At 72.6% G+C, this 15,046-nt stretch carries 10 protein-coding genes and 1 pseudogene; 4 read left to right on the top strand and 7 right to left on the bottom strand.

Annotation, left to right across the window (positions count from 1 at the left end; genetic code table 11):
- Window positions 1–663, top strand: a pseudogene (locus tag ACIQBJ_RS34045) (hypothetical protein); the annotation flags it as partial.
- 133 nt (window positions 664–796) lie between these two features.
- Entirely contained in the window at window positions 797–2,179 is a 1,383-nt protein-coding gene (locus ACIQBJ_RS34040) for a uracil-xanthine permease family protein (RefSeq protein WP_400718539.1), read from the top strand.
- A 58-nt stretch (window positions 2,180–2,237) separates the two neighbouring features.
- On the opposite strand, the gene ACIQBJ_RS34035 is transcribed toward ACIQBJ_RS34040, so the two are convergent.
- Complete coding sequence (locus tag ACIQBJ_RS34035; RefSeq protein ID WP_400718538.1) at window positions 2,238–5,315, bottom strand: NPCBM/NEW2 domain-containing protein; 3,078 nt, start codon at window positions 5,313–5,315, stop codon at window positions 2,238–2,240.
- A gap of 305 nt (window positions 5,316–5,620) precedes the next feature.
- On the opposite strand from ACIQBJ_RS34035, the gene ACIQBJ_RS34030 reads away from it, so the two are divergent.
- Window positions 5,621–6,679, top strand: a complete 1,059-nt coding sequence (locus tag ACIQBJ_RS34030) for an aldo/keto reductase (protein WP_400718537.1) — start codon at window positions 5,621–5,623, stop codon at window positions 6,677–6,679.
- 278 nt (window positions 6,680–6,957) lie between these two features.
- On the top strand, window positions 6,958–7,746 hold the full coding sequence (locus ACIQBJ_RS34025) for a lytic polysaccharide monooxygenase (RefSeq protein ID WP_400718536.1): 789 nt from the start codon (window positions 6,958–6,960) through the stop codon (window positions 7,744–7,746).
- Between the two features lie 295 nt (window positions 7,747–8,041).
- Here ACIQBJ_RS34025 and ACIQBJ_RS34020 read toward each other — a convergent pair whose 3' ends face one another.
- The 6 genes from ACIQBJ_RS34020 to tyrS all read right to left on the bottom strand — a co-directional run bounded on the left by ACIQBJ_RS34020 (window position 8,042) and on the right by tyrS (window position 14,708).
- Window positions 8,042–9,529 carry a cytochrome P450 gene (locus ACIQBJ_RS34020; RefSeq protein WP_400718535.1) on the bottom strand — a complete coding sequence of 496 codons (1,488 nt, stop codon included), beginning with the start codon at window positions 9,527–9,529 and terminating at the stop codon, window positions 8,042–8,044.
- Window positions 9,530–9,580: 51 nt separating this feature from the next.
- A complete protein-coding gene (locus tag ACIQBJ_RS34015) occupies window positions 9,581–10,198 on the bottom strand; it encodes a GTP-binding protein (RefSeq protein WP_400718533.1) in 618 nt (205 codons plus the stop codon).
- Entirely contained in the window at window positions 10,179–10,532 is a 354-nt protein-coding gene (locus ACIQBJ_RS34010; protein ID WP_400718532.1) for a DUF742 domain-containing protein, read from the bottom strand. Before ACIQBJ_RS34010 ends, ACIQBJ_RS34015 begins: the two co-directional genes overlap by 20 nt.
- Window positions 10,533–10,683: 151 nt before the next feature.
- Entirely contained in the window at window positions 10,684–11,091 is a 408-nt protein-coding gene (locus ACIQBJ_RS34005; RefSeq protein WP_400718530.1) for a roadblock/LC7 domain-containing protein, read from the bottom strand.
- Window positions 11,088–12,737 (bottom strand): ATP-binding protein, encoded by a 1,650-nt coding sequence (locus ACIQBJ_RS34000; protein ID WP_400718546.1) that lies wholly within the window; start codon window positions 12,735–12,737, stop codon window positions 11,088–11,090. Before ACIQBJ_RS34000 ends, ACIQBJ_RS34005 begins: the two co-directional genes overlap by 4 nt.
- 561 nt (window positions 12,738–13,298) lie before the next feature.
- Entirely contained in the window at window positions 13,299–14,708 is a 1,410-nt protein-coding gene (gene tyrS / locus ACIQBJ_RS33995) for a tyrosine--tRNA ligase (RefSeq protein WP_400718529.1), read from the bottom strand.
- Window positions 14,709–15,046 lie beyond the last annotated feature (338 nt).

Genomic DNA, 15,046 nt, shown 5'->3' with positions numbered 1-15,046 from the left:
GGACACTGGGCCCAGTCGCAGAGCTCGGTCCTGGAGATGCAGAGCGACGGCAACCTGGTCGAGTACCGCCGCAGCGACGGCGTCCCGGTCTGGGACAGCAACACCTGGGGCAACAACGGCGCCTACCTGGTCGTCCAGCCGGACGGCAACAGCGTCCTGTGCAAGTCCGACAACTCGCCGCTCTGGCACACCGGCACCTGGCAGTACGGGGGCGCCTACCTCAAGCTGCAGGACGACGGCCGGCTGAACGTCTACAAGAACACCGGCACCGAGAACACCGTCGACACGGTCTGGACCACCGCCACCCTGCGCAACGGCACCGGGCTGACGCCCAACCGCCGCCTCCAGGGCAAGGTGAACTACCTGATCATGCAGAACGACGGCAACCTGGTCCTGTACCGCAACAGCGACAACGCCGTCATGTGGTCCTCCAACACCGCCGGCAACTTCAACGCCAGCCTGAAGGTCCAGAACGACGGCAACGCCGTCGTCTACCGCAACGGCGGCGGCGAGGGCATCGGCGGCGCCGTCTGGTCCAGCAACACCCCCGGCAACAACTACGCCTTCCTCAAGCTCCAGGACGACGGCAACCTCGTCGTCTACCGGAGCGACGGCGGCGAAGGCATCGGCAACGCCCTCTGGGCCACCAACACCTTCGCCTGACCCCTCGTCACCCGACGAACCGACGGCCCGCCCCCGCCACCCGGCAGGGGCGGGCCGTCCCGCGTTCCCGCCCCGGGGGCGGTGGGGGATCATGGCGCGACGGTATTCGTGCTGGTGGAGGAGTGGGAGCGCCATGAAGGTCGCGTTCGGGTGGAAGCTGCACGGGGACGGGAGGTCCCCGCGGCCCGGGGCGGTGGTGAAGCCGGACGAGCGGCTGTCCTGGGGCCGGACGGTCGGGCTCGGGGCGCAGCACGTGGTGGCGATGTTCGGGGCGACGTTCGTCGCGCCGGTGCTGATGGGCCTGGACCCGAACCTCGCGGTGATGGTGTCGGGCGTGGCGACGGTGTTCTTCCTGCTGGTGACGCAGGGTCGGATTCCGTCCTACCTGGGCTCCAGCCTGTCGTTCGTCGGCGTGGCCGCGGTGATCAAGACGCAGGGCGGGGACGCGTCGACGCTGACGGGCGCGCTGCTGGTGGTGGGCGCGGTGCTGGCGGCGTGCGGCGCGGTGGTGCGCGGCTTCGGCGCGAAGGTGGTGCACGCGGTGCTGCCGCCGGTGGTGACGGGCGCGGTGGTGATGCTGATCGGTTTCAACCTGGCGCCGGTGGCGGCGGGGACGTACTGGCCGCAGGACCAGTGGACGGCGCTGCTGACGATGGTGTTCACCGGTCTGGCGCTGGTGGTGCTGCGCGGGTTCTGGTCGCGGATCGCGATCTTCCTGGGGCTGGTGTTCGGGTACGCGGTGTCCTGGCTGTTCGACCGGGTCTTCGGGCAGATCCACTCCGCGGTGGGCGGCGGCGCGGCCACCGACCACTGGCGGCTGGACTTCTCGGGCGTCGGCCGGGCGGACTGGATCGGCCTGCCCTCGCTGCACGCGCCGAGCTTCTCGGCCTCGGCGGTGCTGGTGGCGCTGCCGGTGGTGGTGGCGCTGATCGCGGAGAACGCGGGGCACGTGAAGGCGGTCTCGGAGATGACGGGCGATCCGCTGGACGACCGGCTGGGCGACGCGATCATGGCGGACGGCGCGGCGACGGTGCTGTCCACGGCGGTCGGCGGCCCGGCGACGACCACGTACGCGGAGAACATCGGCGTGATGGCGGCGACCCGGGTGTACTCGACGGCGGCGTACTGGTGCGCGGCCGGGTTCGCGATCCTGTTCGGCCTGTGCCCGAAGTTCGGCGCGGTGGTCGCGGCGATCCCGGGCGGCGTGCTGGGCGGCATCACCGTCGTCCTCTACGGCATGATCGGCCTGCTGGGCGCGCAGATCTGGGTCCACAACAAGGTCGACCTGACGAACCCGCTGCACCTGGTGCCGGTCGCGGCGGGCGTGATCGTCGGCATCGGCAACGTGACGCTGAAGTTCACCGACTCCTTCGAGCTGGGCGGCATCGCGCTGGGCACCCTGATCGCGCTGCTCGGCTACCACGGCCTGCGCGCCCTGGCCCCGGCACACCTGAAGGACCCCCGGCCGGCGAACACGCCGCTGCTGGACGAGGGCACCAGCGCGTACGAAGACTGAGCACGCGCCCGGCCCCGGGGCGGCGGACCGCCCCGGGGCCGGGCAACTGTGGTGCGGGTCAGGAGAGTTGGGCGCCCGCCCAGTCGGCGTGGTCGCTGTTGATGCCGTTGCCGCCGTCGGTGACCCGCAGTTCGAGGGTCTTCACGCCCGCGACGCTGATGTCGACCGACTGCGTCGCGCTGCTCGGCGTCATCACGCCGGAGCTCTGGTACAGCCGGACGCCGTCGCCCCAGACCTCGAAGACCACCGAGCCGTTGGTGGTGATCTCGTCGTCCACGCCCACGTCCGAACGGAACCGGGTGTAGCCGCCGTTCAGGTTGTAGCTGACGGAGCTGTTGGCGTGGGTGCCGAGGCCGCGCGGGTAGCCGGTGCCGTTGAGGGTCAGCGGGTGGCCGTCGACGCTCTTGTCCTTCTGGGTGGTGCCGAAGTCGCTCCGGGCGCTGGTCCAGTTCAGGTTGGCCAGCGGGGTGGGCGAGTTGGCGATCAGCTTGGCGCCGGCCCAGTCGGCGTGGTCGCTGTTGATGCCGTTGCCGCCGTCGGTGACCCGCAGTTCGAGGGTCTTCACGCCCGCGACGCTGATGTCGACCGACTGGGTGGCGCTGCTCGGCGTCATCACGCCGGAGCTCTGGTACAGCCGGACGCCGTCGCCCCAAACCTCGAAGACCACCGAGCCGTTCGCGGTGATCTCGTCGTCCACGCCCACGTCCGAACGGAACCGGGTGTAGCCGCCGTTCAGGTTGTAGGTGATCGAGCCGTTGGCGTGGGTGCCGAGGCCCTTGGGGTAGGTGGTGCCGTTCAGCGTCAGGGTGCGGCCGTCGACGCTGCGGTCGCGCTGGATGCTGCCGAAGTCGCTGCGGGCACTGGCCCACGGCACGTCGCTGAGGTCGGTGGCGGCCCCGGTGGCGCCGGTGGTGACGGTGGCGGTGTTGCTGGCGCCGGAGAGGTTGCCGGCCGCGTCGACGGCCTTGACGGTGTAGGCGTAGGAGGTGGCCGGCGCCAGGCCGGTGGCGCTGCAGGTGGTGCCGGTGGTGGTGGCGACCTGGACGCCGTCGCGGTACACGTTGTAGCCGGTGACGCCGACGTTGTCGGTGGCGGCGCTCCAGCTCAGGTCGGCGGTGGTGGTGCCGACGGTGGCCGCGGTCAGCCCGGCGGGGGCGCTGGGGGCGGCGCTGTCGACGGCGGTGCTCCCGGCGTCGGCGGTGACGGTGGCGCCGGGGGCGACCGGCACGCTCACGTAGGAGACGGTCTGGCCGTAGAGGGTCTTGGTCTGCGGGGTCTGCGCGACGCCGTTGACGGTGATCTTCGACGGGGTGCCGTAGAACTGGGCTTCCCAGGTGATGCTGCCGCCGCTGTTGTTGGTCAGCGTGGAGGCGGTGGTGCCGTTGTGCTTGAGCTTGAGGTCGTTGCCGCCGACCTTGAGGTGGTCCAGCTCCACGTACGGGGTGTCCGCGGTGAGCCGGGAGACGGTGGCGACCTTGCCGTTCGGCGCGTCGGGCTGGACGCCCATCATGCCGTCGACGACGCTGCTGACCGCGAGGAAGGAGATCTCCGGGTAGCTGTCCCGGCCGGTCATCAGCTTCTTCAGCCAGGACCAGCCCTCGGCGGAGCGGTTGTACTGGTAGAACATCTCCGGCAGGTAGGAGGTCGCCTCGACGTTCAGGTCGTTGTCGTTGGCGGCGATGAAGTCGAGGTAGTTGCTGGTCCGCGGGCCCTGGTCGCCGAGGCCGGTGAGCATCATCAGGAAGCTGGCCTCGTGGCCCCAGCTGCTGTAGCCGGTGCCGGCCGCGTCCTTGCCGCGGTAGTAGCGGTTGTTGGCGGAGTCGAACCAGTTGGCCTCGAAGTAGGAGCGCAGCCGCTGGGCCCGGTCGGTCCAGGTGGCGCTGCCCGCGGTGTCGCCCTTGGCCTTGAGGATGGCGGCGTAGGCGACCATCGACTGGTACTGGTAGCCGAGCGAGTCGCCGGCCGAGACCAGGTTCTCGTTCGGGAACTCGAAGAAGGTGGCGGTGTACTCGCCGTTCTGCTTCTTCGCCACCGGCTGGTCGGCGGCCGGGTTGGCGTCGTTCCAGCTGACCTCGTGGTTGGCCAGGAACGAGCCCATGGTGGAGTCGTAGTACGCGGACAGCGTGGGGTCGTTGATCCAGTCCGCGTTGCCGGTCCACTGGTACTGCTTGTACGCCTTGGCCATCAGGTTGAACGGCGAGGGCAGTTCGCGGAAGCCGGTGCCGTCGATGTAGTACATCGCGCCGGTGGGGCTGTGCGCCCACAGCGGCCAGCCGTTCTGGCCGGGGGCCGAGGCGTCGGCGGCGAAGGTCTTGAGCATGCTGTAGGTCTGGGCGTCCAGGCCGAGGGCGTGCGCGCCGTCCGACTGGTGCGAGATGTCGCGGTTGTAGTACGACTCGCGGCTGGTGTAGGCGCCCCAGTAGCCGGGCTGCACGGTGCTGTGGTCGGCGTTCTGGAGGCGCCACCACTCGGGCTCGTGGCCCATCATCGGGTTGCCCGGGTAGAAGGTCATCCCGAGGGCGCGGTTCTTGCCCCAGTTGAAGCCGTCGTTCAGCGTGCTGTTCGGCGAGTTGATGGTCAGCGTGCTGGTCGGCGCGCCCACGTACTGCTGGACGGTGATCCGGTCGATCCGCGGCACCTCGCCCGCCGAGACGGCGGTCAGCTCGATGGTGTCGCCCGGCTTGAGGTCGACCTTGCTGCTGGTGCGGGTGTCGATGTTCTTGGGGTCGGTGTAGTCGGTGCCCCAGCGCTGGTTGTTCGACCAGCCGTCGACCTGCACGGAGTTGACGGCGAGCCGGTACGACACGCCGTTGGCGGTCATGCCGTTGTACCGGGTGATCAGGTCGTACGTGCCGGCCGTGCCGGAGAACGTGGAGCGGGCCGAACTGGTCTGCCCGGCCACGCCCTTGGCGTAGGTGGTGGTCTCGACCGGGTTGCCGTAGGCGCTGTGGTTCACCGTCTCGGTCGAGAAGTTGGTGAGGGCCATGTTCTCGGCCTGGAGCACGTAGGGGCCGGCGGTCGCCGCGACGGCCGTCGGTACGGGGGCGCCTGCCGCGAACGCGGTCGGTATCGCGACGGCGGTGCCGGCCGTGGCGACGAGCAGGGCGGCGGACAGGGCACAGGCCAATCGGCGCATGTGCGGTCGATCCTCTCGGGTGGGGGGAGGCCCGGAGCCATGGGGGCGGCGTCGGGTGATGGTGGAACGTGTGGGATTGCGTTGCCTATTGAGGACTTTCCGGTGAAGATCTGTCAATACGATTGCACTGAAAGGCAGAAGACTTGCATGACTCCCATGACGAGAGGGCTGCAAATTTTCAGTCAGTATTGCGTGGCATGTCACACGCGAGTAGGGTCCGGGCCGGTGCCTTGCCTTCGAGCGGACTCCAACTCCTAGGGTGACCGCGGCGCGCCGACCCCGGCGCCCGGAGAAGGGGAACCACCATGCGCTACCGCGTACTCGGCGGCACCGGCATCGAGGTCAGCACGCACTGCCTCGGCACCATGATGTTCGGCTCCGTCGGCAACCCGGACCACCAGGAGTGCGCCCGGATCGTGCACACCGCCCTCGACCGCGGCGTCAACTTCGTCGACACCGCCGACATGTACTCGGCCGGGGAGTCCGAGGAGATCGTCGGCAAGGCCCTGCAGGACCGGCGGGACGAGGTGGTGCTCGCCACCAAGGTGCACTTCCCGATGGGCGAGGGCCCCAACCGGGGCGGCAACTCCCGGCGTTGGATCGTCCGCGCCGTCGAGGACAGCCTGCGCCGGCTGCGCACCGACCGGATCGACCTGTACCAGGTCCACCGCCCCGACCACCGCACGGACGTCGAGGAGACCCTGTCCGTCCTCGGCGACCTGGTCCGGGACGGCAAGATCCGGGCCTTCGGCTGCTCCACCTTCCCGCCCGCCGACCTGGTCGAGGCGCACTGGGTCGCCGACCGCCGGGCCCTGCCGCGGTTCCGGACCGAACAGCCCCCGTACTCGCTGCTGGCCCGCGGCGTCGAGGCCACCGTGCTGCCGGTGGCCCGGCGGCACCACATGGGCGTGCTCACCTGGTCGCCGCTCGCCTCCGGCTTCCTGACCGGCCGTTACCGCCGCGGCGGCACGATCGACCTGAGCAGCGGGCGGGCCGCGCTGACCCCGCACCGCTTCGACCCGGCGCTGCCGGAGAACGTCCGCAAGCTGGAGGCCGTCGAGCAGCTGATCGAGGTCGCCGAGGGGCTGGGCCGCACCCTGCCCGAACTCGCCGTCGCCTTCCCGCTCGCGCACCCCGCCGTCACCTCGGTGATCATCGGCCCGCGCACCCCCGAGCAGCTGACCGGCCTGCTGGACGGCGCCGACCTGGTCCTCGACGACGAGACGCTCGACCGGATCGACGCGATCGTCCCGCCCGGCACCGACCTCTACCGGGCCGACGGCGCCTGGCAGTCCCCCGCCCTGGCCCCGGCCGCCCGCCGCCGCCCGACCGCCGACCGGGCCGCCGCCGACCCCCGGCCGTGACGGGCCCCCGGCCGTGACGGACCGTCAACTCCCCTTGTCGATACCCCATCCGTAAGCGCGCATTTCGCCCAACCACTTGACCGTGCCCTGTACGTCGCTATCGTCTCCCTCAGTATCCGGTCTAGACCTATGGCCGTCTCCCCGAGCTGTCGCACCGGTCGCACGGAGGCTCCGCACGTGATCGCACCCCGCGCCACGGCGGTGTCCGACGTGCCCCCAGAAACCGGCGCGGCCGGACGGCCCGGACCACCCCCACACCTGCGAAGGGCACGGAAACGATGCAGACCAAGAGAAAGGTGACCGTCGCCGTCGGCGCACTGGTCGCCCCGCTCCTCGGACTCACCATGTCCGCGGGCACCGCGAGCGCGCACGGCTGGGTCACCGACCCGGCCAGCCGCCAGGCGCAGTGCGCCAACGAGGTCGTCAGCTGCGGCCAGATCAAGTACGAACCGCAGAGCGTCGAGGGCCCCAAGGGCCTGACCAGCTGCAGCGGCGGCCACGCCGAGTACGCCGAACTCGACGACAACAACAAGGGCTGGGCGGTCACCAACGTGTCCTCCACCCAGACCTTCAGCTGGCACCTGACGGCCCGCCACGCCACGGCGAGCTGGCAGTACTTCATCGGCTCCACGCTGATCGCCCAGTTCCCCGGCAACAACGCCCAGCCGCCCGCCGACCTCAGCCACACCGTCAAGTTCGGCAGCTTCACCGGCCGCCAGAAGGTCCTCGCGGTCTGGAACGTCTCCGACACCGCGAACGCCTTCTACTCCTGCATCGACGTCAACATCGGCGGCACGGGCGGGACGACCGGCGGCACCACGGGCGGCACCACCGGTGGAACGACGGGCGGCACCACCGGCGGCACGACCGGTGGCACCACCGGCGGCACCACGGGCGGGACGGGCACCTGCACCGCCCCGGCCTGGGACTCCGGCCGCGTCTACAACGGCGGCGAGACCATCTCCTACGCCGGCCACAACTGGCGCGCCAAGTGGTGGACCCAGGGCGAACAGCCCGGCAGCACCGGCCAGTGGGGCGTCTGGGACGACCTCGGCGCCTGCAAGTAAGCAGCAGTAGCACCGAACCACGCACCCGCCCGGCGACCCCCTGTGGGGGAGGGTCCCGGGCGGGTGCGGCGTTTCCACGCAGGGGCCGGGGAGCGAAGCTCCAGGGGCCCGGGGAACGGCGGTGCCGAGGGGCGGGTGACCGACGGGCCGCGAAGCGCCACCCCGTTTCGGGCCGAAGGTCCTTGGCCGACGCCCCGTAGCGCCCCACTGTGTCCCGGCGATCAGCCCCTCGGCCCCGCCGTTCCCCGGGCCCCTGATTTCTCCCGTCCCGCCTGCCGAGAAGTTCCCCGGGCTCCTACATGCCCAGCTTGGCCAGCAGCTTCGCCCACCAGCCGCGCCGTTGGGCCGGGACGGCGGCCGTCGGCGGGGCCGAAGGGGGCGGCGGGGGCACGTAGGTGGGCTGGGCCGGGATGTGGACGGCGGCCGGGGGCGGGGTGGTGATGGCGGGGGCCGTGGTGCTGGCGGTGGGGGCCTGGGGCTGGAGGGCCGTCCGGGGGGTGAAGCGGGCCGGGAGGGCGGTCAGATGGCGCGACATCCAGTTTCCGCGCCAGACCAACTCTTCTTCGCCGACCGAGAGTTGGAGGTCGGGGAGCCGGGTCAGCAGGATGTCGATGCCGGTCTCCGCGATGGCCCGGCCGATCTCCTGGCCGGGGCACTCGTGCGGTCCGCTGCCGAAGGCGAGGTGCGAGCGGTTGCCGAACAGCGGGGTGTCGAGGTCGGGCCGGACGGCGGGGTCGGCGTTGCCGGCCGCCAGGCCGAGCAGCAGCATGTCGCCGGCCTTGATGACCCGGCCGCCCAGCTCGGTGTCCCCGGTCGCCCAGCGGCCGGGGACGAGCATGAAGGGCGGCGAGTCCCACAGCACCTGGTCGAGGGCGTCCGGCAGGGTCATCTGACCGCCCGACAGGTGGGCCCGGAAGCGCCGGTCGGTGAGGACCATCTTCAGCGTCTCGGAGATCAGGTTGCTGGTGGTCTCGTTGGCGGCGAGCAGCACCGAGCGCAGGTGCTGCAGCACCTCGTCCTCGGTGAGCGCGGAGGCGTGCTCGATCAGCCGGGTGACCAGGTCGGGGCCGGGTTCGGCCCGCTTGCGCTCCATGGTGCGGCGCAGCGACTCGACCACGTACTCGTTGCTGGCGTACGCGGTCTCGGTGCCGCGGACCAGGTCGCGGGCGGCCTCGACCAGGCGCGGGCCGTACTCCTCGGGCATGCCGACGAGTTGGGTCATCACCAGCATCGGCAGGTGCTCGGCGAACTGGGAGACCAGGTCGACCCGGCCGCTGTTGCCGAAGTCGGCGATCAGCTGGTCGGCGAAGCGGGTGACGTAGCGTCGCATGCCGCGCCGGTCGAAGCTGTTGAGGCCGTCGGTGACGGCGGTGCGCAGCCGGCGGTGCTCCTCGCCGTCGACGAAGGAGCAGGTCGGCTGCCAGGCGATCACCGGGAGGACGGGCGAGTCCTGGGCGACCCGGCCCTCCTGGAACTCGGTCCAGCGCCGGGAGTCGCGGGAGAACCGGGACGGGGTGCGCATCGCGGTGAGGTTGGCGGAGTAGCCGAGGACCAGCCAGGCGGGCAGGTCGCCGTGCAGCAGGACGGGGGCGACCTCGCCGTGCTCGGTGCGCAGCTTCTCGTAGAAGCCAGCCGGGTCGGCCTCGGCCTCGGGGCCGAACAGGCTGAGCAGCGGGTCGCGCTGCGGGGCGGCGGTGCCGCGGTGGGCGGGGCAGCCGGGCGGCGGGACGGCGGCGCCCGGCTGCGGCGCGTACGGGTCGTACGCGGGTTCTTCGTACGTCACGGGGGGACTCCGGGGGAAGGCTCGGTGCGGGCGGACGGGGTGACGGGGGGGTCAGCCGACGGGCTGGGCGGCGAGCGCGTACAGGTACCGCATCAGGGCCATCAGGACGTCGCGGCTGGACTCCCGGGAGCGGGCGTCGCACGCCACGATCGGGACGTGGTGCGGCAGGTCGAGCGCGGCCCGCAGTTCGTCGACGGGGTAACCGGGCGACTCCGGGAAGGAGTTGATGGCGACCACGAACGGGACGCCGCGGTCCTCCAGCCGTCCCAGCACGTCGAAGGAGACCTCCAGGCGGCGGGTGTCGACCAGGACGACCGCGCCCAGCGCACCCTCGAACAGGCCGTTCCAGAGGAACCAGAAGCGCTCCTGGCCGGGGGTGCCGAAGACGTACAGCACGAGTTCGTCGCTGATGGTGATCCGGCCGAAGTCCATCGCCACGGTGGTGGAGCTCTTGCGCTCCACCCCGGCCAGGTCGTCGACGCCGGCGCCGGCCTCGGTCATGGTCTCCTCGGTGGTCAGCGGGCGGATCTCGCTGACCGAGCCGACCAGCGTGGTCTTGCCGACCCCGAAGCCGCCGACGATGACCACCTTGACGGCGTTGGCCATGGTGGCCGGGAGCAGTTCGGCCTCGCGCGGCCCGCGCACCGGTTCAGAGCCGCTGAAGTCCATGGATCACTGCCTCCAACAGGGAAAGGTCGGGAAGGACGGCGCGCGGGATGGGAGCCCGGGCCTCGATCCTGCGCTCGGCGAGCAGTTCGGCCAGCAGGACGGTGACCAGGCTGTTCGGCAGGCGCAGGTACGCGGAGATCTCGGCCACCGAGAGCGGGGAGCCGCAGATCCGCAGGATCGCGGCGTGCTCGGGCTGCATGGTGGGTTCGGGGCGGGAGCGGGCGACGATCAGGGTCACCAGGTCGAACCCGGCGGCGCCGGCCTTCCGGCCGCGCCCACGGCTGATCACGTACAGCCGCTCCGGGTTGGCGTCCGCCCAGTCCTGGTCGCTCATCCCCGCACCTCGCTGCGGCCGGCGGCCGGCGGGTTCTTCGGACGGTCGGCCCGGTGCCCCGTCGGACCCGCTGCCGGGCCGCGCGTCCGACGCTCCGTCGGCTCCGCGGCCGGACAGCCCCCCGGCGGTCCGTCGGGTCGGGTCGCCCGAATCACGCGATCTGCTCGCCGTTGCGGACGGGCGTGGTGAGGTGTTCGCCGATCCGGGCGACCAGGTCGCGCATCCGCTGGCCGACCAGTCCGGCGTCCACGCCCTCGTCGGCGAGGACCGCGAGGAAGGCCCGGGAGCCGGCCGCCATCAGGTAGAAGAAGCCGCCGCCGACCTCGATCACCACCAGGCGCATCCGGCCGTCGCCGTGCGGGAACTCGTGGCCCACGGCGTGCGCCAGGCTCTGCAGGCCGGCGCAGGCGGCGGCCAGCCGGTCCGCGGTGTCGGGGTCGGTGCCGTACTGGGCCAGCCGGAGTCCGTCGGCCGACAGGACGATGGCGTGCCGTGCGTGCGGGACGCTCTCCGCGAGGTCCCTGAGCATCCAGTCCATGTTGGTCCGTTGCTGAATCACTTCTCGCCTTTCCCTGCTGACTCTTCACTGGCGTGGCGGCCGCCGGTCCCGCCGGCGGACGGCTGGTGGCCGTTGACGCCGTCGGTGAAGGCGGCCAGCCACAGGCCGGGCTGGACCGGCTCGGGGGCGGGTTCGGGGGCCTGCGCCGCCCGGGGCGCGGGGGCCTCGGCGCCGAAGCGCGGCGGGGCGGCGTGGCGGCGGCGCTGGGGCAGGCCGTTGGCGGTGCGTTCGACGACCACGGGCACGTCGTCCTCTGCTGCGGGTGCGGGGGCCGGCACGGCGCGCGGGTGGGTGCCGGTCCGGGGGAAGGCCGCGGCGGCGGCGAAACCGCCCGCGGGGGTGTGGGTCGCGGCGGGCGCCGGGGCGTGGGCCGGGACGGCGGCCGGGGCGGGGACGACGGGGCCGCGGTACGGCTCGCCCTCGGGTTCCATCCGGCGCGGCGGGACCACGGTGGGGGCGCTGCCGGCGATCCGGCCGATGCCGTGGGCGCGGCTGGGCGCGGGCGCGGTGGTGATGTAGCGCTGCGGGACGATCAGCACGGCCCGGACGCCGCCGTACGCGGACGGGCGGAGCGAGACCTGGAAGCCGTAGGCGCGGGCCAGCCGGCCGACCACGGCGAGGCCGAGGCGCGGGGTCTCGCCGAGGTCGTTCAGGTCGATGCCGGACTGGGCCTCCTCCAGCATCCGTTCGGCCCGGGCCCGGCCCTCCTCGCCGAGGCTGAGGCCGCCGTCCTCGATCTCGATCGCGATGCCGGTCTGCACCTCGACGGCGGTGAGGTGGACGTCGGTCTGCGGCGGCGAGTAGCGGGTGGCGTTGTCGAGGAGTTCGGCGAGGGCGTGGATCAGCGGTTCGACGGCGGGGCCGGTGACGGCGACCTCGGAGACCGGGTGCAGTTCGACCCGGCGGAAGTCGAGGATGCGGGAGATGCCGCCGCGCAGCACGCTGTACAGCGGGACGGGGTTGTTCCACTGGCGGCCGGGGCGGGCGCCGCCGAGGACGGCGATGGAGTCGGCGAGCCGGCCGATCAGGGCGTTGCCGTGGTCGATCACCAGCAGGTCGTCGAAGACCGCCGGGTCGTTGCCGTGCCGGTCCTCCATCTGCCGCAGGTCGACGGCCTGGCGGTGGACGATGGCCTGCACCCGGCGGGCGATGTTGACGAAGGCGCGCTGCGCGGACTCGCGCATCGCCTCCTCGTTGTCGACCGCGTCGAGGACGGAGCGGATCACGGCGAGCCGGGCGTCGTGGAAGTCGTCGCCGGCGTTGGGGACGTGCTGCTGCTCGTAGGAGCGGAGCACGTCGGTGACGTACTCGCCGCCCTGGAGGCGGGCGACGGCGGCGGGCAGTTCCTGCTTGGCGAGCTGGAGCATGCCGGCCTGCTGGCGGGCCAGCCGGTGGCGCAGTTCCTCCTCCCGGCGGGCCGTGTCCTCCTGGGCCAGTTCCAGCGCGCGGCCGCGGCGCACCGCCTCGAACCCGGCCACCGCCACGGCCGCCGCGCCGACCAGGCCGCACCAGAGGATCGCCGCGGCCCGCCCGGGGGCGCCGGCGACGGCGAGGCCGACCGCCGCGCCGATCACCGCCGCGGGCAGCAGGCCGACGAGCACGGCTGCGGGCAGCCGGTTTCCTGGTGACGATCCGGCTCGAAGCATCAGCATCCTCAATACGGTCTGGGACGGGGACGGCGGAACGGCGGCACGGGCGGGCCGGGCGGTGCGGCGGGGCCCGGGCGCGCAGCAGCATAGCCGGTGCACGAGGGGGCTGACGGTTCGTCAGCCCCCTTTTCTACCAGGAGAATTGGCCCGGTGGGCGGACTTCCCGACGCGCGGGCCGAGCGGTTCCGCCACCGCACGCCCGGCTCATAGGCTTGTCGCATCACGCGCTCCCGCGCGCCCGTCACCGCCGGATTCACCCGGACGAGCGGTGCTCACGACAATTTCCCGCCCCTGCCCGGGGCCCGGTGGTAGGGCCGCACCCGACCGAGCCTACTGACGGACTGTCAGATCGTCATATCCACCCAGAATATTCACGGAGCGCAACACTCCCCGCGCGCCCCGGGGGACTTCACCGGGCCGGGCAGGGGCGCGGCGAACCGCCCGCCCACCGAGGGGAACCCGCATGAGCACCGAACCGCCCCGGCCCGACCGCCGCGCCCTGCTCCGCGCCGGACTCGGCCGGTTCCCGCACCCGCGCGGAGCGCGGATCGTCGGGGGTCAGGTCAGTTCCAGCACCTTTCGGCCGCAGCGCAGGAAGATCCGGCGGGTCGCGGTGGGCCTGGTGAGGTCGTGGGTGCCGAGGACGACGCGGAGGCGTTCGTCGGCGTCGGTGCGGGTGAGCGGGACGGTGCGCTGTCCGCCGTCGGTGGTCTCGACGACGAGTTTGAGGCCGCCCGCCTCGGCGACCCGGCGGACCTGGTTGAGGCTGGGGAGCTGGCCGGCCACCTTGACCAGGAGTTCGCCGAGCGTCGCAGCGCCGTGCGCGGCCGGATCGGCGGCGGGCAGCGGCCCGGCCGCGGAGAACCGGCGCACCGAGTAGCGGGCCCGGAAGGCGTCGCGGGCGGCGAGCGCGGCGTCCGCCCCGTGCACGGTGGCGGTGACGGCGGCGGCCAGCAGGGTCTTGACGGCCATCGGGTGGCGGCGGCCGTCGTCGACCTGGCGGAGCAGCAGTTCGACCTCCTCGTCGAGGAGTTCGGTCAGGGCGCGGAGGTAGTCGGGCAGCAGCCGGTCCGCGCAGGACATCAGGCGGCCGAACATCTCCTCGGCGGGGAAGGCGAGGCCGACGAAGTTGTTCTTCGACTTGCTCATCTTGGCGCCGGTGCCGTCGGTGCCCTCGATCAGGCCGGTGGCCAGCACCACTTCGGGCCGCTGGCCCTGCGCGGCCATCACCCGGCGGCACATCTGCAGGTTCAGCAGCTGGTCGAGGCCGCCGAGTTCGACGTCCGCGACGACCTCCACCGAGTCCAGTGCCATCACGACGGAGTAGACCAGCTCGGCCAGCGTCAGTCCGCTGCCCTCGGCGAGCCGGGTGCGGAAGTCCTCGCGCTGGAGCGCGGCGGAGGCGGGCAGGCGGGAGAGGACGTCGAGGAAGCGCGGGAGTGTCATCGGGGCGAGCCACTCGCTGTTGAACCGGAACTCGGCCTGTGCGAAGTCGAAGAACGGGCCGACCTGCTGCCGGTAGGTGGCGAGGTTGCGGAGCACGTCCTCCTCCGTGAGCGGGGGGCGTTCGGCGCTGCGGCCGGACGGGTCGCCGATCCGGGCGGTGATGTCGCCGACCAGGAACACCACCCGGTGGCCCATCCGTTGCAGGCGGCCGGCCAGGATCATCGGGACGGCGTGGCCGAGGTGGACGTCCGCCCCGGTGGGGTCGATGCCGAACTTGACCGTCAGCGGGCGGCCTTCGGCGAGCAGCGCGGCCAGCCGGTCGGTGCCGGGGAGGACCTGGGCGGCGCGGGCGCCGAGCAGGTCGGCCTGGCGGGCGGGCGGGAGGCCGGAGAGGTCGGCGGTGCGGCGTTCGGCGAGCAGTCCGAGCAGTCGGCCGAGTTCCGGGCCCTCCCGCAACTCCCCCTCGTCCTCGATGAGTTCACGGAGCCGGGTGACGGTGCGGTCGAAGGCGGTGGCGGCCATGGCCATCCTCTCGGGGGGGGTGCGGCGGCGCGCGGCGGCGACCGGCCGCGCACCACGAACGAGAACGGAGTTCGGGGGTGGCCGGGACGGCGGAGCTGCCGGCCGGCCCGCGAAGGGGCGGCCGCCCAGGGCTCGCGGCGGGTGGCGGCGACCCGGCGACGCGGGGGCCGGGCGCGCTCAGGGGCGGCGCGCGGCGGGCGTCGGCGGGGTCGTGCGGAGGGCCGGGAAGCCCGGCCGCCCGGGAAGCGGGCAGGCCGGAGGGCGGTGCGAGCCGCCACTAATATCGCTTCACCACGCGAGCCTCCGGGGACAGGGAACGGCGGGGGCGCCCGTGCGCC

It is taken from the genome of Kitasatospora sp. NPDC088391 (assembly GCF_044753345.1).
Lineage (GTDB): Bacteria > Actinomycetota > Actinomycetes > Streptomycetales > Streptomycetaceae > Kitasatospora.
Note: the sequence above shows the minus strand (reverse complement) of the source record. Positions and strands in the feature narration are given on the sequence as shown.

Bases quoted from the DNA above. Each gene is read 5' to 3' on its own strand.
- ACIQBJ_RS34040 (WP_400718539.1), top strand. From the start codon at position 797: ATGAAGGTCGCGTTCGGGTGGAAGCTGCACGGGGACGGGAGGTCCCCG.
- ACIQBJ_RS34035 (WP_400718538.1), bottom strand. From the start codon at position 5,315: ATGCGCCGATTGGCCTGTGCCCTGTCCGCCGCCCTGCTCGTCGCCACG.
- ACIQBJ_RS34030 (WP_400718537.1), top strand. From the start codon at position 5,621: ATGCGCTACCGCGTACTCGGCGGCACCGGCATCGAGGTCAGCACGCAC.
- ACIQBJ_RS34025 (WP_400718536.1), top strand. From the start codon at position 6,958: ATGCAGACCAAGAGAAAGGTGACCGTCGCCGTCGGCGCACTGGTCGCC.
- ACIQBJ_RS34015 (WP_400718533.1), bottom strand. From the start codon at position 10,198: ATGGACTTCAGCGGCTCTGAACCGGTGCGCGGGCCGCGCGAGGCCGAA.
- ACIQBJ_RS34010 (WP_400718532.1), bottom strand. From the start codon at position 10,532: ATGAGCGACCAGGACTGGGCGGACGCCAACCCGGAGCGGCTGTACGTG.
- ACIQBJ_RS34000 (WP_400718546.1), bottom strand. From the start codon at position 12,737: ATGCTTCGAGCCGGATCGTCACCAGGAAACCGGCTGCCCGCAGCCGTG.
- tyrS (WP_400718529.1), bottom strand. From the start codon at position 14,708: ATGGCCGCCACCGCCTTCGACCGCACCGTCACCCGGCTCCGTGAACTC.